The 20,596-nt window shown below is 47.4% G+C and carries 17 protein-coding genes and 1 pseudogene; 10 read left to right on the plus strand and 8 right to left on the minus strand.

What is annotated here, in order from left to right; all coding sequences use genetic code 11:
• Positions 1-121: 121 nt before the first annotated feature.
• The 3 genes from SG35_RS13490 to SG35_RS13500 all read left to right on the plus strand — a co-directional run bounded on the left by SG35_RS13490 (position 122) and on the right by SG35_RS13500 (position 3,133).
• Positions 122-1,162, plus strand: a complete 1,041-nt coding sequence (locus SG35_RS13490) for a hypothetical protein (RefSeq protein ID WP_152646606.1) — start codon at positions 122-124, stop codon at positions 1,160-1,162.
• A gap of 146 nt (positions 1,163-1,308) precedes the next feature.
• A complete protein-coding gene (locus SG35_RS13495; protein ID WP_053043012.1) occupies positions 1,309-2,175 on the plus strand; it encodes an alpha/beta hydrolase family protein in 867 nt (288 codons plus the stop codon).
• Between the two features lie 37 nt (positions 2,176-2,212).
• Positions 2,213-3,133 (plus strand): alpha/beta fold hydrolase, encoded by a 921-nt coding sequence (locus SG35_RS13500; protein ID WP_044832733.1) that lies wholly within the window; start codon positions 2,213-2,215, stop codon positions 3,131-3,133.
• 296 nt (positions 3,134-3,429) lie between these two features.
• Here the strand turns inward: SG35_RS13500 and SG35_RS13505 are convergent, their stop codons facing one another.
• The 4 genes from SG35_RS13505 to SG35_RS13520 all read right to left on the minus strand — a co-directional run bounded on the left by SG35_RS13505 (position 3,430) and on the right by SG35_RS13520 (position 8,792).
• Positions 3,430-4,329: a toll/interleukin-1 receptor domain-containing protein gene (locus SG35_RS13505; RefSeq protein WP_044832734.1), complete on the minus strand. Its 900-nt coding sequence runs from the start codon at positions 4,327-4,329 to the stop codon at positions 3,430-3,432.
• A 194-nt stretch (positions 4,330-4,523) separates the two neighbouring features.
• A complete protein-coding gene (locus tag SG35_RS13510; RefSeq protein ID WP_152646607.1) occupies positions 4,524-5,876 on the minus strand; it encodes a chymotrypsin family serine protease in 1,353 nt (450 codons plus the stop codon).
• Between the two features lie 707 nt (positions 5,877-6,583).
• Positions 6,584-7,267, minus strand: coding sequence for a hypothetical protein (locus tag SG35_RS13515; protein WP_053043013.1), 684 nt, complete (start codon positions 7,265-7,267; stop codon positions 6,584-6,586).
• A gap of 112 nt (positions 7,268-7,379) precedes the next feature.
• A complete protein-coding gene (locus tag SG35_RS13520; protein ID WP_044832736.1) occupies positions 7,380-8,792 on the minus strand; it encodes a reprolysin-like metallopeptidase in 1,413 nt (470 codons plus the stop codon).
• A gap of 353 nt (positions 8,793-9,145) precedes the next feature.
• Here SG35_RS13520 and SG35_RS13525 point away from each other — a divergent pair, with 353 nt between their 5' ends.
• The 3 genes from SG35_RS13525 to SG35_RS13535 are packed head-to-tail and all read left to right on the plus strand — an operon-like array spanning position 9,146 to position 10,779.
• On the plus strand, positions 9,146-9,601 hold the full coding sequence (locus tag SG35_RS13525; protein ID WP_044832737.1) for a DUF6795 domain-containing protein: 456 nt from the start codon (positions 9,146-9,148) through the stop codon (positions 9,599-9,601).
• A gap of 26 nt (positions 9,602-9,627) precedes the next feature.
• Complete coding sequence (locus SG35_RS13530) at positions 9,628-9,867, plus strand: hypothetical protein (RefSeq protein WP_236702588.1); 240 nt, start codon at positions 9,628-9,630, stop codon at positions 9,865-9,867.
• 9 nt (positions 9,868-9,876) lie between these two features.
• Positions 9,877-10,779, plus strand: coding sequence for a lipase family protein (locus SG35_RS13535; protein WP_269082177.1), 903 nt, complete (start codon positions 9,877-9,879; stop codon positions 10,777-10,779).
• On the opposite strand, the gene SG35_RS13540 is transcribed toward SG35_RS13535, so the two are convergent.
• The 3 genes from SG35_RS13540 to SG35_RS13550 all read right to left on the minus strand — a co-directional run bounded on the left by SG35_RS13540 (position 10,776) and on the right by SG35_RS13550 (position 12,649).
• A complete protein-coding gene (locus SG35_RS13540) occupies positions 10,776-11,645 on the minus strand; it encodes a type 2 periplasmic-binding domain-containing protein (protein ID WP_044832738.1) in 870 nt (289 codons plus the stop codon). The two genes, SG35_RS13535 and SG35_RS13540, sit on opposite strands and share 4 nt — an antisense overlap.
• A gap of 574 nt (positions 11,646-12,219) precedes the next feature.
• Positions 12,220-12,507, minus strand: coding sequence for a hypothetical protein (locus tag SG35_RS13545; RefSeq protein WP_044832739.1), 288 nt, complete (start codon positions 12,505-12,507; stop codon positions 12,220-12,222).
• Positions 12,500-12,649 (minus strand): hypothetical protein, encoded by a 150-nt coding sequence (locus SG35_RS13550; protein WP_160298288.1) that lies wholly within the window; start codon positions 12,647-12,649, stop codon positions 12,500-12,502. Before SG35_RS13550 ends, SG35_RS13545 begins: the two co-directional genes overlap by 8 nt.
• Before the next feature lie 395 nt (positions 12,650-13,044).
• Between SG35_RS13550 and SG35_RS32095 the strand changes: the two are divergent.
• A pseudogene (locus SG35_RS32095) lies at positions 13,045-13,230 on the plus strand (winged helix-turn-helix domain-containing protein); the annotation flags it as partial.
• A gap of 31 nt (positions 13,231-13,261) precedes the next feature.
• Here SG35_RS32095 and SG35_RS13555 read toward each other — a convergent pair.
• Positions 13,262-14,302 (minus strand): hypothetical protein, encoded by a 1,041-nt coding sequence (locus tag SG35_RS13555; RefSeq protein WP_274055463.1) that lies wholly within the window; start codon positions 14,300-14,302, stop codon positions 13,262-13,264.
• A gap of 487 nt (positions 14,303-14,789) precedes the next feature.
• Here SG35_RS13555 and SG35_RS13560 point away from each other — a divergent pair, with 487 nt between their 5' ends.
• The 3 genes from SG35_RS13560 to SG35_RS13570 all read left to right on the plus strand — a co-directional run bounded on the left by SG35_RS13560 (position 14,790) and on the right by SG35_RS13570 (position 20,552).
• A complete protein-coding gene (locus tag SG35_RS13560; RefSeq protein ID WP_044832862.1) occupies positions 14,790-15,716 on the plus strand; it encodes a CPBP family intramembrane glutamic endopeptidase in 927 nt (308 codons plus the stop codon).
• Positions 15,717-16,019: 303 nt separating this feature from the next.
• Complete coding sequence (locus tag SG35_RS13565; RefSeq protein ID WP_044832740.1) at positions 16,020-17,171, plus strand: DKNYY domain-containing protein; 1,152 nt, start codon at positions 16,020-16,022, stop codon at positions 17,169-17,171.
• A 213-nt stretch (positions 17,172-17,384) separates the two neighbouring features.
• Positions 17,385-20,552, plus strand: coding sequence for a bifunctional diguanylate cyclase/phosphodiesterase (locus tag SG35_RS13570; protein ID WP_053043016.1), 3,168 nt, complete (start codon positions 17,385-17,387; stop codon positions 20,550-20,552).
• Positions 20,553-20,596: the final 44 nt, after the last annotated feature.

Consider the following 20,596-nt stretch of genomic DNA (forward strand, 5'->3'; position numbering starts at 1 on the left):
GGTTAAAAAATAAACACTTGAGTTAATTTTATGATATATCTATAAAAATGAGTGCCGGGCGGCACTCTACATCACTATTTTTAATTCTTTTTTTGTTATGCAGATAATTGAGGGAACAAATATGCTGCGTCTATTACTCGTTTTTTGTTTAAGTTTTTTACCCCTGTCAAGCTGGTCAACCAATCTGGATGATATCAGAGCTCATGAGCCCAGCTCGCGGGTCACCTGGGCCGAACAGTGGTTTTATAATGTTGCCGCACCGGGAATCGGCTATTTTAAGATTAGCTTTCAAACCTATATCGCCCCGGATTCCGTTGACGGCCAGGAAAAGGCCTATATGCACCTGGCCTTTACGCCACTTCAGGGAGCAACGGTAAAATATGATCTCTTTTACGATGAGGTTATCCTGGAGCATCCGACTAAGGCTGATGCCTTTTATTATGAGGTACCGGGCATTATTGTTGCCGATGAAGAGCAGATCAGCGTCACCCATGAGGACTTTGCCTTTTCCCTGGCCTGGGACGGCCCCCATACCCGTTACTGGGGGGGATTAAACCCGGGACAAACGCCTTTTGGCATTATTCCTGAGTTGCCCGGTGTCGGCGGGAAATGGTTCCTGTATACGGTGACAACACCTGTGCAATACAGTTTTGACGACGGTGTACAAAGGTGGAGCGGCCCGGGTTATGCCCAGGTGGATAAGGGCTGGTACGATAAGGAGTCCAGCGCCGGTATGATGTATACCATGGGCTTGTCCGACGAGGTTGCTTTTATGTTTACCGGCGCGGTTTTTGGCGATAGCAGCGTTGAGATGTGGGCGGGCCGTTATGTATCAGATAATTATGATCTGGTATTTTACCCTGCGTTTAAAGGCCTTTCGGTAAAACGGGAAATAGATGCCTGCGCCGGAGAGTTACATGTTGAGCTGAATAAAATTGGTAAAAAACTCGTGCTTGATGCCAGGGCGGCGCCGGAGAGTTTTTATCTGCTGAATTTCCCTTCGGTGATTATTTTTGGCGGCGAGCAAAACTATATGAAATCAATGAAGGCGGAAGTGGACTTTAACCTTTATCACTTGGGCGAATTAAAAGAGACCATACATTTGCCGCAGGCGCTGCTGGAATTTAGCGGCCCCTTTGCCTGTAGCCAGTTGCCGGACTAATTTTTTCCGTCAAAGGCCTGGCTGCGTGCTTAGAGCGGGCACGCAGCCCTGTAGCCTTATCAGCTAATCACTTGTTTTCACGGCATGTTCTGACTTAGTATAAGTGTTAATTCGTTTATAACTTGCGCTAAGTTAAGGAAAATTACATGCGGCCTTTGCTCTTGCTGTTCTGCCTGATTATTTCAATTTTTACCGCTGTTGAAGCAAATGCCAAAGCCCAGGGAAAATATCCCGCCAGTATCGTTGAACTGACCATACCTTCACATGGCAAGCGCATGTCCGGTTTGGCTTATTTGGCCGAAGGGGCGGGACCGCATCCCACGATCTTGCTGCTGCACGGTTATCCCGGCAATGAGAAAAACCTGGATGTGGCCCAGGCGATGCGCAGTGAAGGCTGGAATGTGATCTTTTTCCATTACCGCGGTGCCTGGGGCAGCGAGGGAGAATTTTCCTTTCGTGGTGCCGAGCAGGACGTTCAGCAGGTTTTGGCTTATTTAAGGCATGAGGAAAATGCCGCCAGCTTGCGCATTAAGGCGGATAAAATTTCCCTGGTCGGCCACAGTATGGGCGGGCATATGGCGATTGCCGGACTTTTGGATAACCCGGCGGTAAAATGCTCGCTCTCTTATGACGGCGCTAATCTCGGGGCCGACGGCCTGGGCTTTTTTAAAGAAAAACAAAGTGCAGCGCTGTGGCGCAGTTACAGCGATAGCTTGTTTATGCTCTCTGGCTGGTCGGGGGCCAAGGCCGAGGCGGAAATCAGGCAATATGGCCCTGAGCTGGATTTGGTTAAACGTATCGGTACAATTAACGGACGCCCGGTGATGCTCATTGCTGCCAATACCGAGGTGATCCCCATGGCTCAGCATATCAAGCCGTTATTGGCGGCATTAACAGGGACTCAAAATAGCCGGGTGTTCTATCAATTGATTGAAGACGATCACAGCTTCTCATCCTCCCGCGATCAATTGATAGCGGCCAGTGCGAGCTTTTTAAATGGCCAGTGCCGCTAAGGCCTGATAACAAGTATAGGGATGCAAAGGTATTTTGATGACACTTAACCAATGGCAGCAAGAGGGTAAATATTTTCAATACCGGGGGCATAATATCTTCTACCGGGATGAGGGCGAAGGTGAGGTATTGGTATTAATCCACGGCTTTCCCACTGCTTGTTGGGACTGGCATAAACTCTGGCCCGAGTTAACTAAACGTTACCGGGTGGTGTGCCTGGACATGATAGGTTTTGGCTTTTCCGATAAACCCCGGGATTATGACTACAGTATTTTTGACCAGGCGGATCTGCACCAGGCTATATGGGCTTATTTGGGCATTAGTCGTTTCCATCTGCTGGCACACGATTATGGCGATACCGTGGCCCAGGAATTACTGGCGAGATTTCAGGATTGGCAGGTCAGCAAAACACCCGATGAAAACGGTTATGTTATTAACAGCCTTTGTTTGCTTAACGGCGGTTTATTTCCTGAAACCCACCGGCCGTTATTGTTGCAAAAACTGCTGCTCAGCCCGATAGGAAAAGTGATCAGTTATTTGTCAAATGAGCGGTCGTTACGTAAAAAACTTAACGCGATTTTAGCCCCGGATAAACAGATGTCGGATGATGAATGGCAGGATTTTTGGACATTAATGAAACATAACCGGGGTTTGGCTATCAGTCATAAACTTATCCGTTATATGTCTGAGCGCAAAATAAATCGCGAGCGCTGGGTTGGGGCGTTAGTGAATAGCAGGGTGCCAATTCGGCTGATAAACGGCAGTTTAGATCCGATATCCGGCGCCCATATGGTAACGCGTTACTGTGAGCTGGTGCCCGAAGCTGCCTGCGATGTTGTGGTGCTTGGGCAAGTAGGACATTATCCCCAGGTAGAAGACCCTGAGGCGGTATTAACGGCTTATCTGGCTTTTCGTTCTGCTCTGTTTGGCAGAGAAAATCTCATGAAAGCCAAGATGTGAGTTTGGCTGAGGCTCACAACCTGTGTATTAATTATGGTGTTAATTTGATATTTGCCGGTAAGGCGTTACTTTCCAGTATTAACAAAGATACTATTGCCGGTAAACAAGAGTTTGATAAACATACACGGGATAAACAATAAAGTCCGGGGTAAGGGGGTTAGCCATGGTTTAAGCAAAATCTGCTTTATTGTATGAAAAAGTGGCCATGATTTGGGAACAGCCCGGGCCGGGTATTCAGGCAATTATCTGAAAAGCAGAAGGCGAAGGTTTTTCAGTTTTGTTGTAAATTCACGTTATCAACCCAGATCAGCCTGGTCACGGGCGATAACCACTTCGCCTGCCATAAAGCCGAGTCCCTGCTTTAAACTGGCGGCAGTATAACCCTGCCAGGTGCCTTTGATGATGCGGTTGCCGCCGACAAGTTTAAGCAAGGCGGTGCCGCAGATAGGAATTTCTCCCTGACTCCAGTAACTCAAAGCGATATAACCTTCAGACGATACCACGCCTTCCATGGGATAATGATCCGCCCAATCCTTACCTTCACCGACAATACGCAGCCGCTCCGGCGTGGTCCAGATTTTCACCGGATGAACTTCAAACGGGGTTTGGCTGCCGTCTTCGGCAATTTGTGTCCATTTTGAATACCAGTTGCCCTGTAAGAAAGCAGCGGTATGCTGGTTATGAAAATGGCCGTGGAACAGGCTTTGTGCCAGTCTTGACTGGTTATAGCGGTCAACGGCTGTTAAATAGTCCTCAAAGGCCAGTTTGAGCAGTTTGGGGTTGACCGGTGTGCCTTTATATTTTTTCACCAGGCGATGGTAGAGCTCGGTCAGACTGGCTTCGTCATCGCCGCAAAAGATACTTAAGTCTTGCATCGGTGAGAGCAGCTCGTCTTTTACCATGTAATAGACGATAGGAATGATGGTCTGGTTTTTACCCATGCCCAGGACATAGGCGCTTTCAAAGTAGATCCACGGCCTGTTTTTCGACTCAGGGGTAAACAGGGCGAAAATTAAATCCGCTTTTTGCAGCTCTTTTTCAATTTTTTCTCGCCACTTGCCCGGGCCTATGCCGCCGTCGGGATCGGGGTCATCCGAATACCAGGCCTCAATATTGGCGCCTAAATCTTCCAGCAGGTGTTTCCATGCATCGGCTAATATTTGCTCGCTGCTGGCGTGGCTGATAAATATTTTCATAATGCCTCCCGAATGTGAACTGACGGCCTTGCGGGGTTTATCGCAAAGGGCCGTTATTTATCCGGCTTGTCCGAAAGCATAGATTGATAAAGGCAAGTTAACCACTGATCCTGCTGGTGCAGATAAAAGAGAAAGATCACATCCCTGTGAAGGTGTGTCCCTGCGCTCTGCATCCGGTCAAGGTGGCTGACTGGCTATTGGACTTTGATAAAAGTGCCCACCGAGGTCATGCCTTCAAATATCGGGGTAAACACCGAGGTGGTACCGCTCCAGATAGAGCCGCTGTGTATGCCCCAGGCGGTGTTGCCCCAGGACCAGCCGCCGCCGCTGTCGCCGCCGATCCCCGAATGGTTTGTGGCGGTGACCATGCTGCCCACCAGGGTCCCGTTCTGGTTGACGGTCACCCCGATATTAAGCACGGTATGGTTGCAGGTGCGGATATTGGAAGAACGGCCATAACGGCACACGGAAGAGCCGGGCATAGACCAGGTCCAGCGCCAGTTGTTGACTTCGCGGATTTGCCCCGAGCTGGCATAAAATTCTGCCGGTTCAATATGGGTGGTGGTGTGGTACTCGGTATCGCCCAAAGGGCCTAAGTGCTGGTTGCGCCAGGTCATGGAATATAAAGGCACTCCCGGTTCTTCAAACTGGTTCAAGCCGCTGCAGTGGGCCGCGGTGATAATGCCGTCGCCCGAGCCGCCGGAAACCGCCCAGCCGCTGGTACATTCGCGAAAACCGTCGTCGCGCAGCCAGTTGCCGCCGCGGCTGTGTTCAAAGTTGATCATGGGGGCATCACCGCTGACGACCTTAAGGTTGAGATCCTGCTCGGAGAAGGACAGGGCCCGGGCATCCATAATGAGGCCATCTTCTTGCTGTGCCTTGCTTTGTTGCAGTTGCAGCTGTTTGTGTACCTGGGCAATGATGGCCTTTTTATCGGGTTTTGCCTTTTGTTTGGATGTCTGTACCGTGCTGTCAATCATCTGGGTTTTCTGGTTGAAAGCAGTGATGGCATTTTTATAGCCCAAATCCAGTAAAGAGCGCGACAGAATATTTACCCGTTTGAGTTGCTCTGCCAGGGACAATTTGTCATTCTCTTGAACCCTGATCTTATCGCTGAGGCGATTTTTTCTTAACAGGGCGCGGACTTCTTTCGGCATCTTGCCTTTAAAGCGCATATGCCCCTGGGTCTTAGGTACTGGTTCGACCCAAAGCCCTGAAATTTTATCGGGAAATTGTTCGTTGATTGTTTGTGCTAGTTCCGAGAATTTCGTTTGAAAGGCTATGGCTTTTTCTACATCGGCGACTAGCAAACCGGACTGCTCGGCCAGGATCTGGACATCTTCATAAACCGTCTGCTCCTGGGTTTGATATACCTGCTCGTGCGAATGGTCGTCCGCATGGCCGTATGAATGCTCTTCACCGGCTGTTACCGATAACGGGGTTGCCAACAACAGGGCAAGGCTTAAGGGTATTAATTTACCGCCGGGGGAGTGACGGTGCTGTTTTTTTATTGTTTTTAAAGTTAAGAGGTTGAAATCTTTCATCATGCTATCTTTCCGCTAATTGATTGAAATGCAGTCCATAAGGCCTTGTTTTAACCCCATCGACCATAAGTCTTCAGCCCAAATCCATTGAATACGGCACCCTGTAAACTTTTTTTGCTTTCAGACTTCATTTAGCTAGTGCAGCGGCGGGGAAGATTATCCCACCGGCTTGATTGGAAAGCAGTGCCGGGGCTGAGACGTAAAGTGGCTAGAGCTGTTATTAGTGATTATTTGGCAACATTGAGAGCAGTTGGCCTAAAAGCTTCTGCTGGTCGATAGCAAAGCATGTCTGGCTAAGGGGGGCCGGTCGTTCTGATGTTATCCGGCCAGGTTTTGCCCCGTTTCCCGCGGGTATGAAAGATGGCAACTTTGTGTTTGAGCGTGAGCGTCAGGCCCATGCTGATTCGCGGCTGTCAGCCATGCATCCTTTCCCGAATATTATTATCAATGAAGCAAGCTGGCCTTAAGTTAAGACAGTTGTATATCGATAAGTCAGCACTAATGCCCCGCAATAACGGGGGATTTTTTGTCTGCAGATAGCCAAGTTGCTAGGGCCTGTTTATCTTTGGCTGTGAATTATCTTTTTGGCTGTTTTTACACCTGTCCGCGTTAGAAAAATGTCATGTAGAATAACTACACGTCCATTTTTCTGCCTTGATATGTGCAAAAACCGTTCAAAAAACTTAATCCCCTCCAAAGATAAACAGACCCTAGGGTTTGACTTTCGGGACAATCAAAAAATCATCATTATGGCCTGGCGGCAGCGGCGGGTTTTGATAAATCACCCCGACACCGTCGACTGTCGTGATGCTGTAGGTATTGTCATTGGTGGCTATTGAGCCAAAAGTGCCGCCGGCGCCCTGGGTGATCACCACGGGAAAGCTGTGGTTGTTCTGCTCGATATTGCCTTCGAAGGTATAGTCGCCGTTTTTCTCCAGCCCTTCTTTAGTTACCGTAACTTCTACGGTAGTGCCGTCGGGTAAGGGCAGTGACACGGTATCGCCGACACTGATCTCTGCATGCAGGCTGTCATTAAAGGAAATGGTTTGATAAGGGGTATCGGCAAATGTGGTTGGCACCCTGGCCAGCTCCTGCTTATTAACCTGCCAGGCCGAAATTTCGGCAGCGTCTTCAGGCGCAATGTTTTCACCTTGCAGCGAGAGCTGCTCAGGTTTAAGCGGTTTTATCGTGGTGCGGGACGGCGGCGAGGGCAGTGGCTTGAGTGTTGCCGGGAGTGGGGCAGAAATACTTTGCTCAGGCTGTTTTTGCTTTTCTTGTTGTTGACCGAGTTGCTGAACCTGGTGCTTATTCGCGGTAAACGGCTGGAAATATATCAGCAGCAATATACTTGCTGCTACGGCCAAAACGAAAAAAAGCCCCTTGTTGTTTTTCATCGTTAATCTTTTACCTTATGCCTTTTTTACCTAATGAAGTAAAGAAAGCGCCAATATCACGCCCTTAGGCTCGATATTGGCGCTGCTTACTTGCTGATGGCGTCATGCCGGTTTAACCGTTTAAAGCATCCTGATAAGCCTGGTAGGCATCTGCAACCACTTGTTTTTGTGCTGCTACGGCTGCTTTGGCTTGCTCGAAAGCTGCCTGGGACTGCTCGTAACTGTCTTTGGCACTGTTGTATGCGTCAAGCAGGGCATTAAGCTCTTCTGCCGATGCGCTCACTTCAAGCACTTTAGCGTTGTAACTGTCTACCTTGCTTATGGCGGCATTGTATAAGTTTTGCTGCTGCGCCGTGGTCAGGTTGCTGCCGGCATTATAATCATTGATTGCCTGCATCGCCTGCTGGTAAAGGCTGTTGAGCTGGGTCAGCTGGCGCTGGTAACTGTTATAAGCCTTGTTATAAGCACGTCTGGCCTGTTTATAGGCTGTGCGGGCGGTATTTTGCTCGGTTTTCAGCGCTTTGCGCTCGGCTTTTAGCCCGGCCAGTTTTTCCTTGGCATCAAGCCAGGCTTGTTTGGCCTCATCGGGATCGTCTAACGGCTGGGTTTCTTCCGGGGTTTCTCCGTCGGTTGAGCCGTCAGTGCCGTCGTTGGGATCTGTGATCACGGTGGCGGTATAGGCGGCAATTTGCGGCGCGGCAACCCCTAAGGCATGTACGGCATCGGCGCCGTTGGCTTCATTGCGGTCGATACCGCAGGCAGAGCCGAAACAATCTAAATCCGGGCTGGAAAAGTTATAGACCTTTTGGCTATTGCTGCCAAAGAGCCAGGCATAACCCATGATAGTGGCAAAGTTGTCGGACTCGCCGTAACCCCAGGCCCAGGGGAAAGTGCCGCCTTCGCTGTCTTGCAGTGAAGAGTGGGTCAGTCCCATATTATGGCCTAATTCATGGCTGGTCACCCAGTCGCCGCAGGGACCGTCCATGCCGATCACGCCCATGCCGGTTTCACGCCACAACGGGTTGCTGAAATCGCCGTTGGTGCCGTAGCCGCCGATCCAGGCGATACCGCAAACATTGTTATGGCTGTTGGCATAAGGGCGCATCAGTAAAACTAAATCTGCGCCGTATTGTTCGCGCAAATCATCGACCTGGCTAAAGGCTTCGCCGCGGTTACACACTCCCTGGGTTTGCAAAGCGGTAAAGTCACAGGTGAGGTCGGTCAGCGCCTGCTCAGGCGAAACCGAGTCGCTGTAATCGACATGTTGCTGGTGCACCAGGCGTAATTCGATATCCAGGTTACTGTCGGCGTAGACTTTATTGGAAACGCTGATGATCTGGTTTAAGCGGGTTTCAACGCTGTCGCCATATTGTGCTTCGACCCCGTCGGTATAAAGGGCCATAACATCTAAGGTAGTCGTGGCGAAAGCATTCGCACTAAAAGTAAAAGCAGCGGCAATACCGGCGGCCTTTATCAGGGGATTACCACAGCTTGTTAGCTGTTTGTGAGCGGGGTGATTTCCCATAAAGGGATTCTCCTAAACTTTACTTAACAACCACTCCGTGGTTATCCAATTGGCGCGCGTCCTTTAAAGTTTTAGGTGTCGGTGATAATTTTTCAGCAACATTCATATACTACTACATCAAATAACGCCTTAGCAAAAAGTATTTTTTCTTGGTGCATGTCAATAAATGACAATGGTTGCATGTGAACAGTATAGAAGAGAGGGCATTCGTAGCTGCCGAGTATGCTTGAATCCCCCATAAAACAGGGGGGCAGCTTTTGAAAGATTAAAGTTGCTTTTAACCAATAAGCCTTCGATACTTGCTTTTTGTGGGATTTCTCTCACATCAGAAAAAATAAAATGGAATTTATCTTATGTTTGGTTTGTTGTTTAAATACACGATACATTTATGCCCCGAGGTTCAGGGACGGGTAACCTATGAAGGCAAACCTATTGCTGATCTAGAAGTGTCCCGCAGCCTGACTTACTCAGACGAAGATGAAGAAATTGATACCACTATTACCGACAATAATGGCTGTTTTTCATTTCCCGAAGCCAAGATGAAGTCACGACTGCCAGGTTCTATTTTCCATGTACCGGTTATTCGACAAGTACTATATCTTAGCTATCAAGATCAAACCTATGTGCTTTGGTATGCGACTCAATGGCAGATCAAACCATGCACCGCTTACACTCGAATGCTTAAGGAGCTTAAAGCTGAATTGACCCAGCCTGAGATCCGACATGATTTTGACAATCTTGATGAACCCGAACGACCTCATGTAACGTCCAGTATATGCCGTTGGGATACTATAACTAAAGTATTTTAAATACAGGTTATTAAAAGGATTTAATTATGGCGACATTAACTCCTATTTTAGCTGTAGAACTTGCAAAAATGGCGTACGCTATCCAAAAACCTTTAAGTGGTGGTATTTATAGAGTTGAGCCTACTCAAATGATTAACAGGCACTTCTCCTTTGATCTTACTCATGGCCCCCTAAAAGGGATCTCAGGCGGGGCTATGGCCCATTACCAGCAAAAGAGCACGGGATTTGCTTTGATAGGTAATGGGAAAGGAGAGTTTTTTAATTAAGATATTGTTATTGCTTTTCGGGGAACTGTATCCTGTAGTGATATTTCCACCGATGTCCGCGCCACCGGCAGTGTCGGCGATAATGGTTCAACCGTACACGCCGGTTTTAATACCCTGTTTCATACCATGAAAGATGAGCTGCAAGCTTATTTCAATCATGTCAGAGAGATAAGTACCATTCATTGTGTTGGCCATAGTCTGGGCGGGGCATTAGCATCGTTAGCCGCAGACTGGTTTAAGCACAACTTTAGCCATGACATCAAATTATATACTTTCGGTGCTCCTAAAGTGGGTTATAGCAACTTTGCCCTGAAAACCACCAATACCCTGGCGCAGGAGAATATTTACCGTTGCAGCAATGGCTCAGATCCTATCCCTATGGTGCCGGTATGGCCTTTTGTGCACGCGCCGTATAACGGTTATGAATACAGTCTGGCTGGCGGTGCCATTATTAACCCCTTAGCCCATACGCTGAAAAGATATATTAAAAATGCCGAAAGTGAAAATTGGGATAACTTTTCGAAGAAACGCGCTTTTAACAGTTATAACCGGGTCAGGTTGAAGCCTGAGAACAGCTGGCAGGCAAGTCCTACCGTTTATTGGTTTATCCGTTTAAGCGAAGCCTTAGTTACCTTGCTGCGGGACGTGCGTGCCGGTTTACTTAATTCTATACAAAACGGTATTGCCAACGGGTTGAACCTGTATGATCAAATTGCCATGGTGCTGGCACAAGTGAGCTTTGCTACGCCGAGTTTTAATGGCCAGCTGGCCGGGCTGCTGTCGCATATGCTGGTATTTTCGGGGTTAAAAGCGGTGGAAATTGGCGAACTCAGTTATGAATTTATCCGTTGGGTATTTGAGAAAACCCTGGCGGTACTGAATCGGGTAGCCAGACAAGCCCTGTCGCTTTAACCCTCGGTATTGCTCGTGAGCTGCAACCACCACTGGCTGTCAGGGTTTGCAGTACCATGAGGCAGCTGATTATTTTCCAGCATCAATATTTTACGCTTGTGTAACTGGCTGCGTTTAATGTCTTTTGAGTGATATTTCAAAAAAAGTGCTCTTAACGAACCATCTTCTATGGTATGCCTTAACCCCAGTTCAATGCGTTTTGCCAGGCGGCGATTGTCCTTAGCGACAAAATAATAAACCGGGTAGGGGTAATATAATGCCAGTGTTTCTTCGATAACGATATTGTTATAACGTTGGCCTGACTCTGCGCTTTCATGCCAGATCTCATTAATGCCGCGGGGAAAATAATCAAAGCGCTTGGCATCTAGCATGGCAAACAGGTTTTGATATAAAGGGTTGGTGATGATCTTAAGGTAGTTATCTTTAAGAATGGTTGTGTCGCCCCAATGTGTACCGAAACCGCCGATAAAATCACTGGTAAGTTGTCCGAGATTTTCAATTCCGGCAAAATCCGCCTGCCTGTCTTTATGTACCAGTAATATCCGGTAGCCGAGAATACCTTGTAAAATGGGATATTTAATAGCCCGAAACTTTTGCTCCCGGGCCAGGTTGGTGGCCAAAAAAGCGACATCTATCCGGCCGTTTTCCAGCGATAACTCGCCGCGGCCATGGCTCATTGTCGTAGCTACCGCTTGTAAAATGGCAGGGCCAAACTCTTCCCGGGTGACGTGCAGCACCCGTTCAAGCAGTTCTATGCGGTAGTCATACCTGGCATCGCTTTGGAAATAGCGCAACACCTGAGGCGACTCGGCCCATGCGGCGTATGAGCTTAAAACAAACAATAGAATTCCGGCAAAGACTTTCATAAACAAGTCACCTTTGCAGGATACAACACTTTAACAACCTGTTTCCTCATTCTGGTGTATTTTCCGCCAGACCCGGTTAAATCAATAACTTAACCTTTGTCGCATATTGGCAGGCGAATAGCAACAAAGCATTTATTACTTTTTGTAACTTGCGGGGATATATAACAAGGGTAGCTGCAAGCATAGAGGATATCTGGTGTAAATCCAGCAATTGCTCGGACAAAAAAGCCTGCGCAATAGCTGGAGTTGAAGCGGTTTTATCGCGGATTATTTCGCCGATACTGGCCCTTGGTTGTTCAGGTAAATTAAGTATCGTATTGACGGCTGGTTGATGTTGCTTCAGCCCTCGCTTTGGGCAGGCTGCCGGCAATAGTATAGTGACGGCACTTTTTATGTTTATTGGCTCTGCTTGTGCTGAGTAGCTGGTGCTGATTTTTCAGCACGTAAAGATGGCTATATGATGTATGAAAGGTTCAACATGCGGGAGATTACGCATTATATCGGACGGGTCATGGCATAGTTGAAGCTGTTATTACCGTTAACCCGTCCGCTGCTTGCTCTGTTTAAGCCTTAATTAAGGTCGTTGCTTGCGGTTAAGCGCCCGCCAGCTGTCCTGCAGCTCCTCTATTTTTTCCCGGTAACCGATGACCTGATATTTGAGCCAATAGCACAGGTGCCTGATACCTTCACTGGTGTGCTCGGTGATGCACTCGGGTTCGCGGCTTACTGCAGCCAGAGCATCGAACAAAAAGGCGCATTCTTCACTGAATTTGCTATAGTCTTCACGCAGGTTGGCAAAACCGTCCGACAGCTGCTCCCTTTTGACGGCATCCTCCGTCAGGGGTAACTTTGATTCAGACATGACCGCATCCTCCCTTGTGCCTTAACGGCACATCATTGCAGGCATAAGCTGGCGGGGGCAGCCGGGTGATGGCGGCAGGTATATTTTTGGTTAAAGAAACTTTAACCGAATGAAACTCTGGCATATCATTAGGGTTAGCCATGATAGATACCTCTAGTTATCTGTTGTGGTTAGCTGTCTCTGAGTGTGTCTGCACTTAGGGGCAGCGCCTGGTTTATCTGCTTATTCTCTTTTACGTTTTTATGTACACCTCCGCTGATAACTTATTTACCCTCTAGTGATAGTACAAAATAGCCAAGAAATCAGGCTGGGGTTGCATTTAATATTTGTGCAAATTGTAAGTACTGTATAGATTACTGTGCAAATCGTATAATTGCATGAAAAGCAATGAATAAAAGCAACTGAAAAAACATGCGTTATTGTTCAGGTGACACTGGTAGGGGGCTTGCCCTTTCTTTACGGGAATGTTTTTGATTTAACGCTTGCTGATAGCCATACGAAGTCGTAACCATGCAAATATCCAACTACCAAACCTAAATGCGCTTGGGTCTTAAACATATCGCCGACGGCAAAGAATACCAGTTAAGCAAATTGATTAATGCCATTTGTGACGATTTAGGCCTGACCCAGGAACAACGGCACCAAAAAATGCCCAGCGGCAAGCAAACCGTGGTTTATGGCCGTATTGGCTGGGCCAAAACCTACTTGGCACAAGCGGAATTAGTGACTTTACCTAAACGAGGTTATTGCGTTATTACTGCTCGCGGGCTAGAAGCACTAAACTGCAGGGGGATAAGTCATTACTACCGGCAATATTCGGTACGATATCAAAAGGATTATTTTTGGGCTGATGTACTTTTACTCCCAGGCTTTTGGCGATTCGGGTTAACCTTTCGATATTGGCGCCACTACCGTGTACCGCCAGCTGTTGACCCTTTAATTCATCACCGTAATGAAGACGATAATGCTCTAATGCCGCACAAAACACAATAACTCCCTGGCTATGAGCCACCCATTTGGTTGCTTTACCTTGATGATGACGCTGGGCAAGTACTGCGGCTAAATGTTGGGCATTGTGTGATTTACTGCCTTGGCGTTTATCAAAGGCACATTCTATTATATCCAGTCCGGTATTGTCTGAGGGGTTATGAAACAAGGTATAGGCTTTGATGGTATCGGTTTGATAAGCCGCATCGGCATGGGTCCCCATCAACCAGGCGGCTTTATCCAAATCGTTTTTCATGCCATTGACTGCGGCATGTGCGGTGCTAATTTGTGTTGTAGGTGTTGGGGTTTGCCAAGCACCAGCTAGTTCTTCAATCTCTTCTCCTGGCTTTGCTTTATCATAGGAAGGACCATTAGGGACCCTGTCTAGGTGGTACATCATGGTACGTTCAGCGGCGCTATTTGGTTGTTTCCCTATTAACTGGTAATCAAAGAGAATATCCTCAATGATCACTTTGTCATCTGTGCTCAATTTGTACCTGATGAGGTAGTGATATTGCTTAAAAGGATATCTTGTCCTATATATGCGGTTAAATGGATTTAAGCTGTGTTTGACTGATGATGGGGTACTAGGATGGGAACTAATAAAGACAATCTCCCTGAGTACCTGATACTGATCGTAGTCGTTTAAGCTGGACAGCATGGAAAGAGCCTGCTGGGAAAATTGTGTTTTGTGGTACGGATAGTCGTTGGGCAGTCTTAATCCGTAATCTATAGCACTTTGGCGGTCGAGTGCGAGGGTGTTAAAGGCGTCTTTTTCTGAAATACTTCCTGTATTAAGCCAAGTCATGGTCACCCGTCCCTGATTGCTGTTTTATTGAACAAGAAAATTCTAGACTATGCTCGGTATTATGCATACATGTAAGATAAAACCCGGTAAGTTACATTGCCGAGCAGCTACTTTGACTGTTGTTTTTTACCTTGTTTATCAAAGAAGTATTATTCATGGATGAAAATGCAATTAACCTACTTTTTAAGCTTGTCAGCCAGGTAACTGAGCAGGAAAGCATAGCAAAAGATCTGGCTATTGTTATGTGCGTGCAGGGTATACAACTGCTCTGTTGTTTCATGATGACATAGCTCTCCGTAACTTTGGGTTTGTCCATTCATCTTCGCAGGAGCAAGGTTTATGAAGGGAAAATTGCACTAATTGCAAACCTCAACTGCATAGTACTTTGATAAGAAAAGATTTATGTGGTGAAGATGTTATTGCCCAACAAAAAAATGTTAAGCTCCCCGCATTAAATATTAAAGCTCTCGCCCAAAATAAGAAAATTATGTTTTACCAGAATGAATTACAACACAGCGGTATCATCTGGTTAAGCCTGGCGATTGCCGTCATTAGTGCTTTTTATAGCAAGCGTTTATGGTTAGTGCCTTTAGCTCTTACTCTGGTGCTGGCATTGTTTTACAAACACCTAACGTTTGTCGGCGCAGCTATTCTTTTATTTGGCTTTGCTCTGGCCAAGGGGCAGCAGTTTTTAGCGGGAAAATTAAAAGCCTTAGTGCAGGGTTTAGTGGTGATTTGGTGTTTGGCCCTCGCAGCCCATTTATTACCGGGTTTTAATAATCTGCATGTTTTAGATCAGGTCTACACCGGGCCACAAAGTTTGCCTTTTACCCTGTATTTGAATTTAGATAAACCTATGCTGTTTTTTGCTTTGTTGCTGATGTTACCGGGCTTATCGAAACCGCAGGCTATACCGGCTGGCGTATTTCAGTCAGCAGGAGAGCAGCATTTTTCATTCAGCAACCCCATAAAGCCCCTTGTAATGGCAATGCTTGTCATAGGGTTGATTTTTATCGCGGCATTCTTACTTGAGTTGATTCTGTTTGAAATGAGCCTGCCCGAGTGGTGGTGGTTGTTTGTCATTAACAACCTGTTGTTTACCTGTGTTGCCGAAGAGGCGTTTTTCAGGGGCTTTGTTCAGCAAAAAATAATGGAAAAATTTAGCCTGAGGTTTTCACCTAAGCAGGCAGCAACAGGAGCTGTCATTATTGCCAGTGTATTATTTGGCCTGGCTCATTTTGCCGGTGGTGCATCTTATGTGCTGGTGGCTACCCTGGCCGGGGTGTTATATGGCTTTACTTATTTATATACCGGTCGGTTGACTATGGCTATTGCGGTGCATTTCTTAGTAAATATGCTGCACTTGCTATTTTTTACCTATCCTATGGCAAAGCCGGAGATGATGCTCATTTAGTGTGATTTTTACAGCAGGCGATATTAATAAGGGGAAGTGGCGGTTATCAAAAATGTTCACTAAGCTAACTTGGTTAAACGAAATACAGGTATATCTGATGGTCTGGAAACATGCCTGAGGGGCATAGTTATTCGGACATGGCGCTTTATTGAAGAAACTGCAGAGAAATAATGTTTATTGTTAACCTTTGATATCGCAGTTAAAAATTAAAGTTTGTAAATGGTTTCTACCGGGTAAATATTACTACTAGCAGCCGTTTCGTTTACGCTTATCACCCAAATTGTTAAACAAAGGAATGTTAACATGACGTCACCCCATTGGTTGATCATTGTTTTTACCCTGGCCTTGCTGCCAATATGGGCTGGTTTCGCCCTGATGTCGCCTATGCTGTTTGCGGCTCCGGGCTCAGATACCCGCACCAATATTTTATCTGTCGTTTTGTTTAGTTATTTCCCCCTGGGGGTCTGGGCCTGGTACTGGCATATGAACTGGCATTTTCTCTCCTTAGATCCGCAAACTATTTTTTATATCAATTTAGGCTTTATCAGCTATTTTTTGTGGAGTTTTGGTTATTTTAAGTCGCTCTACCGCGCCTTTTCCCCCATAAACTATCAGGGGTATTGTGTTTATGATGGCCAGGTGTATTTTAACGGTGAGAAAATGTTGATTGCAGATGAAGCGTCCTTCTCCTTGTTAAAGCATGCCGGTGATCGCAGGCAGCGCCAGACTTTATATGCCAAAGATGCGACGCATGTTTATTTTAAAGGGCAGATCCTCAAGGGGGCAGACAGTAAAAGCTTTTGTAGTGCCGATCTGGGCTTTGAAGATTATTTCGTCGATAGCAAGGCGGTTTTTTTTGACGGAAAAGCGATCCCCGATTCAGTGCCGGGGAGTTTTTTGCCCTTTGGCGATTATTATTACAAAGACAGCCGCCAGGTGTATTATCGCGGCAAAGTGCTTGCCGGTGTTGACCCCGGGGCTGCGGTGATTAGCTGCAATATTTACTTAAAGTGCGGGGAAGCCTTATTTCGTTACGGCAGCTTGATTCCCGGGGTGAACGCCCGGTTGTGCCGGATATTGAATTACCATGTGGTGGCGGATGAAAAAAACATCTACTTTGACGGTAAAGCTGTGCTCGAAGGGGCTGATGCGAAAAACTTCAAGCTGATAACCCCTAATAACAGGTTTTATACCGATGACAAGCATGTTTTTTATTTAGCTGAAGATGTTGAACTGCAATTGGCGCAGTTAACCCCGCAATCGTTGGAATTACTGGACTTTGATTATCTTCGCGCGCAGGGTGAGATCTATTTTCTCTCGCATAGGCAGCGTCTACCTGAGTTGATAAAACTTATGGCAGATGCACAAAGTTTTTCAGTGGCTCAGGCCCTGCCGGAGTTTGATGCCGAAGATAAAAATCATAAGTTTCTTCGCGGCAATATCGTTGCGTCTTGATATCATCTGGTTGAGGGTAATTTGAAGGGGAACGGGAACGTCTGTTTGCTGGTGGCAAATGCATAATCGCTTGAAGTCGGGCGAGGCTGCCGGCGCCTGACAGGCGATATTATCTTTGTCCCGGCGACATAGCGGTAAAAACTACGGCTAAGCAGGCCTGATACATTATACTGGTGTACATGTCGGGTATATGATGAAGTTAACCTATCAGATATGCCAAATACTACCGTCCACAATTTAGTGCTAATTCCTCTGTTAGCCATCATCTATTTTTTTACCGCCTGGCTCGGTTTGCAACTGGCTTTTGACGAGGTCAATATTACGCCGTTATGGCCGCCTACCGGTATTGCCCTTGCCGCGCTGCTTTATTACGGCAACCGGGTATGGCCGGGGATTTTTCTCGGGGTGGTGCTGATTAATATTTACCTGAAAACTCATGTGATGGCGGGTTTGGCCATTGCAACCGGCAATACCCTGGAAGTGGTTGTGGCGGGGTATTTGATCAGCCGTTTTGCCAGCCGCTGGCCTTTTGCCAAATTACAACATACGGTGTTTTTTATTCTGAGTTTATGTGTTGCGACTATGATCAGTGCCAGCGGCGGCGTTGTCAGTTTATATCTGGCCGGTGCCCTGGCTAAAGAAGCTGTCGGTATGTTGTGGCATACCTGGTGGCTGGGGGATCTGGCGGGAGGGCTTATTTTAACGCCATTTTTGCTGGCCTGGAGCAGGGCACCGAAAGAGCGCTATAGCGCTGCACAAATGGTTGAGGCGACAGGGCTGATCCTACTTACTTCAGGGCTAATGTATCTGTTGTTTTTTACGCAATTGTCCTCCTATGCCAATCAGTATCTGCTGATTTTTGCTTTATTGCCTATTTTGTTCTGGATGTCTTTTCGTTTTCATCATCACGGCGCAACCCTGATGATCTTGATCATGTCGGTGTTGGCCATTGTCGGTACCCTAAACGGCTTGGGTCCTTTTGTGCTGGCAACGGAGCATGATTCCTTGCTGGTGTTGCAGGCCGCGGTCGGCAGCGTGATGATCACGGTATTATTGTTGATCGCGAGCCAGGAAGAGCGCCTATTCGCCATTGCCGGTCTCAGGCTGAGCCGGGAAAGCCTTGAAAGTCAGGTTAGCCAAAGAACGCTGGAATTAAAGAGCGCCAATGTCTTGCTGGAAAAAGAAATTTATCATCAAACCCATTTAACGGAAGCGATAAAGGGGTTGCTGCATATTGTTGACGGCTCGGCAAAGCAGGAGTTTTTTATCCGCTGCGCCCGCGGCCTGGCACAGACGTTTGAAACCCGTTTCGCCCTGATTGGCGTGTTTGCCGATCAAACCAAATGCAGCATTGCAACACTTGCGGTTTGGCACGGCAACCAGGTTGGAGACAATTTTATTTATGCGCTTAAAGGTACCCCTTGTGAAGATGTGATGAACCATGCCATGGAACTGGTGCCGAAAAAGGCGGCCGAACGTTATCCTGAGGATAAATTGTTGGCGCAGCTGGAGATCGAAAGCTATTTTGGCGCACCTATTATCACCCCTGAGAATGAGGTGGTCGGTATTATGGCGGTCATGGACATCAGGCCGATGTTTATTGCCAGCTGGCAAAAACCTTTGCTGGGGCTCTTTTCCAACCGGGTGGCGCTGGAGCTGCAGCGCCGGCTGGTGATGGATAAGCTGGAGCTGGCCGAGCAGGTTTTTAATGAAAGCAGTGAGGCTATTATTATTTGCGACGTTGAAAAACAGATCATCCGGGTTAATCCAGCCTTTACTGAACTCACCGGTTATTCCCTGGCGGAAGTTCTCGGTAGAAAACCTTGTCGTTACCTGTCATCAGAAGAAAACAGTGACTGTTATCATAAGTTGTGGTCAACCATTGAAGCACAGGGGGCCTGGCACGGGGAAATGACTAACCGGCGAAAAAATGGCGAAGAATATGTCAGCTGGCAAATGATCAAGTCTGCAGTTGATGACAATAATAAGGTGCAGCAATATATTTTTATCATCAATGATATTACCGAGAAAAAACGCGCCGAAGAAAAGATCTTTCAACTGGCTCACCATGATGCCATTACCCAGCTGCCCAACCGGGTTTCTTTCCATCAGCAACTGGAAATCTCTATGGCCGAAGCCATTAAAAGCGGTGCGCGCCTGGCGGTGATGTTTATCGACCTGGATAATTTTAAGCTGATTAACGATACCTCGGGTCACCCGGTGGGGGATGAATTATTGCAGCAGGTGGCCCGCCGCTTTGAGCAGGTGGTGGGGGAAAATGCCATGGTTTCCCGCTTTGGCGGCGATGAGTTTACCGTAATGCTGCCGGCCATTGCCGGCATTGAACAGGTGGCCAAAGTTGCCCAGGGCTTGCTTGATGCTTTGAAACCTCCTTTTTGTCTGACCTGCTGCGAGGTGACCATCAGCGCGAGTATCGGCATAGGTATTTATCCGGATAACAGCGATGAGATCTCAACTTTGCTCAGCTGCGCCGACAATGCCATGTACCGCGCCAAAGAAAGTGGCCGCAGCGGTTATCAGTTTTATACCGAACAGATGCATGTTGACGCCCAGCAGCTGGTGGAGTTAGAGCAAGACTTACGACATGCCCTGAAAAATGATGAGTTTACTTTGGTGTATCAGCCGCAGGTAGAACTCGATACCATGCAGATCACCGGGGTGGAGGCACTACTGCGCTGGTATCATCCGCATAAAGGGTTAATTTCTCCGGATAAATTCATTCCGGTGGCGGAATCTTCCGGCTTGATTGTTGCCATAGGTGCCTGGGTGATCAACCAGGCCTGTTACCAGCTCAGGCTTTGGCATGACCTGGGTTTTGAGCAGCTGAGTATGGCTATTAACCTGTCAGCACGGCAGTTTTTCCAAAGAGATTTGCTCGCCACCATAAAGAAGTCGATAGCCGATAACGGTATTCCGCCCGCTAAGGTGGAATTTGAAATCACCGAAAGCATGATGATGCGTAATATCGAGGAAACTATAGCGATTCTCCATCAAATCAAAACTTTGGGGGTTCAGCTTTCGGTGGATGACTTTGGTACCGGTTATTCTTCGCTGTCGTACTTAAAACGTTTTCCCCTGAATAAAATCAAGATAGACAGAACTTTTGTCAGCGGTTTGCCCGATGACAGCGATGACGGCGCCATTGTTGAGGCGATTATCGCCATCGCCCATTCCCTGGGGTTTACCGTGATCGCCGAAGGGGTCGAAACGGTAGAGCAGCTCAGGTTGCTGGCGATAAAGCGCTGTGGTGAATTCCAGGGGTATTACTTTAGCAGGCCCTGTCCGGTATCCGAACTGAGTACTTTGTTGCTGGAGCATCTACCCAAAGGGCAGAAAGTGTGCAGCCTTAGCAGGAGGTAGCAGGCCGGCACAAAATGCTGTGTTATTTTCACCGCCAAGGACAG

Source organism: Thalassomonas actiniarum (genome assembly GCF_000948975.2).
Classification (GTDB): Bacteria; Pseudomonadota; Gammaproteobacteria; order Enterobacterales; family Alteromonadaceae; genus Thalassomonas; species Thalassomonas actiniarum.

Excerpts from the sequence above, each read along its gene's own strand:
- SG35_RS13490 (WP_152646606.1), top strand. The coding sequence starts at position 122 with ATGCTGCGTCTATTACTCGTTTTTTGTTTAAGTTTTTTACCCCTGTCA.
- SG35_RS13495 (WP_053043012.1), top strand. The coding sequence starts at position 1,309 with ATGCGGCCTTTGCTCTTGCTGTTCTGCCTGATTATTTCAATTTTTACC.
- SG35_RS13500 (WP_044832733.1), top strand. The coding sequence starts at position 2,213 with ATGACACTTAACCAATGGCAGCAAGAGGGTAAATATTTTCAATACCGG.
- SG35_RS13505 (WP_044832734.1), bottom strand. The coding sequence starts at position 4,329 with ATGAAAATATTTATCAGCCACGCCAGCAGCGAGCAAATATTAGCCGAT.
- SG35_RS13510 (WP_152646607.1), bottom strand. The coding sequence starts at position 5,876 with ATGATGAAAGATTTCAACCTCTTAACTTTAAAAACAATAAAAAAACAG.
- SG35_RS13515 (WP_053043013.1), bottom strand. The coding sequence starts at position 7,267 with ATGAAAAACAACAAGGGGCTTTTTTTCGTTTTGGCCGTAGCAGCAAGT.
- SG35_RS13520 (WP_044832736.1), bottom strand. The coding sequence starts at position 8,792 with ATGGGAAATCACCCCGCTCACAAACAGCTAACAAGCTGTGGTAATCCC.
- SG35_RS13525 (WP_044832737.1), top strand. The coding sequence starts at position 9,146 with ATGTTTGGTTTGTTGTTTAAATACACGATACATTTATGCCCCGAGGTT.
- SG35_RS13530 (WP_236702588.1), top strand. The coding sequence starts at position 9,628 with ATGGCGACATTAACTCCTATTTTAGCTGTAGAACTTGCAAAAATGGCG.
- SG35_RS13540 (WP_044832738.1), bottom strand. The coding sequence starts at position 11,645 with ATGAAAGTCTTTGCCGGAATTCTATTGTTTGTTTTAAGCTCATACGCC.
- SG35_RS13545 (WP_044832739.1), bottom strand. The coding sequence starts at position 12,507 with ATGTCTGAATCAAAGTTACCCCTGACGGAGGATGCCGTCAAAAGGGAG.
- SG35_RS13550 (WP_160298288.1), bottom strand. The coding sequence starts at position 12,649 with ATGGCTAACCCTAATGATATGCCAGAGTTTCATTCGGTTAAAGTTTCT.
- SG35_RS13555 (WP_274055463.1), bottom strand. The coding sequence starts at position 14,302 with ATGACTTGGCTTAATACAGGAAGTATTTCAGAAAAAGACGCCTTTAAC.
- SG35_RS13560 (WP_044832862.1), top strand. The coding sequence starts at position 14,790 with ATGTTTTACCAGAATGAATTACAACACAGCGGTATCATCTGGTTAAGC.
- SG35_RS13565 (WP_044832740.1), top strand. The coding sequence starts at position 16,020 with ATGACGTCACCCCATTGGTTGATCATTGTTTTTACCCTGGCCTTGCTG.
- SG35_RS13570 (WP_053043016.1), top strand. The coding sequence starts at position 17,385 with ATGCCAAATACTACCGTCCACAATTTAGTGCTAATTCCTCTGTTAGCC.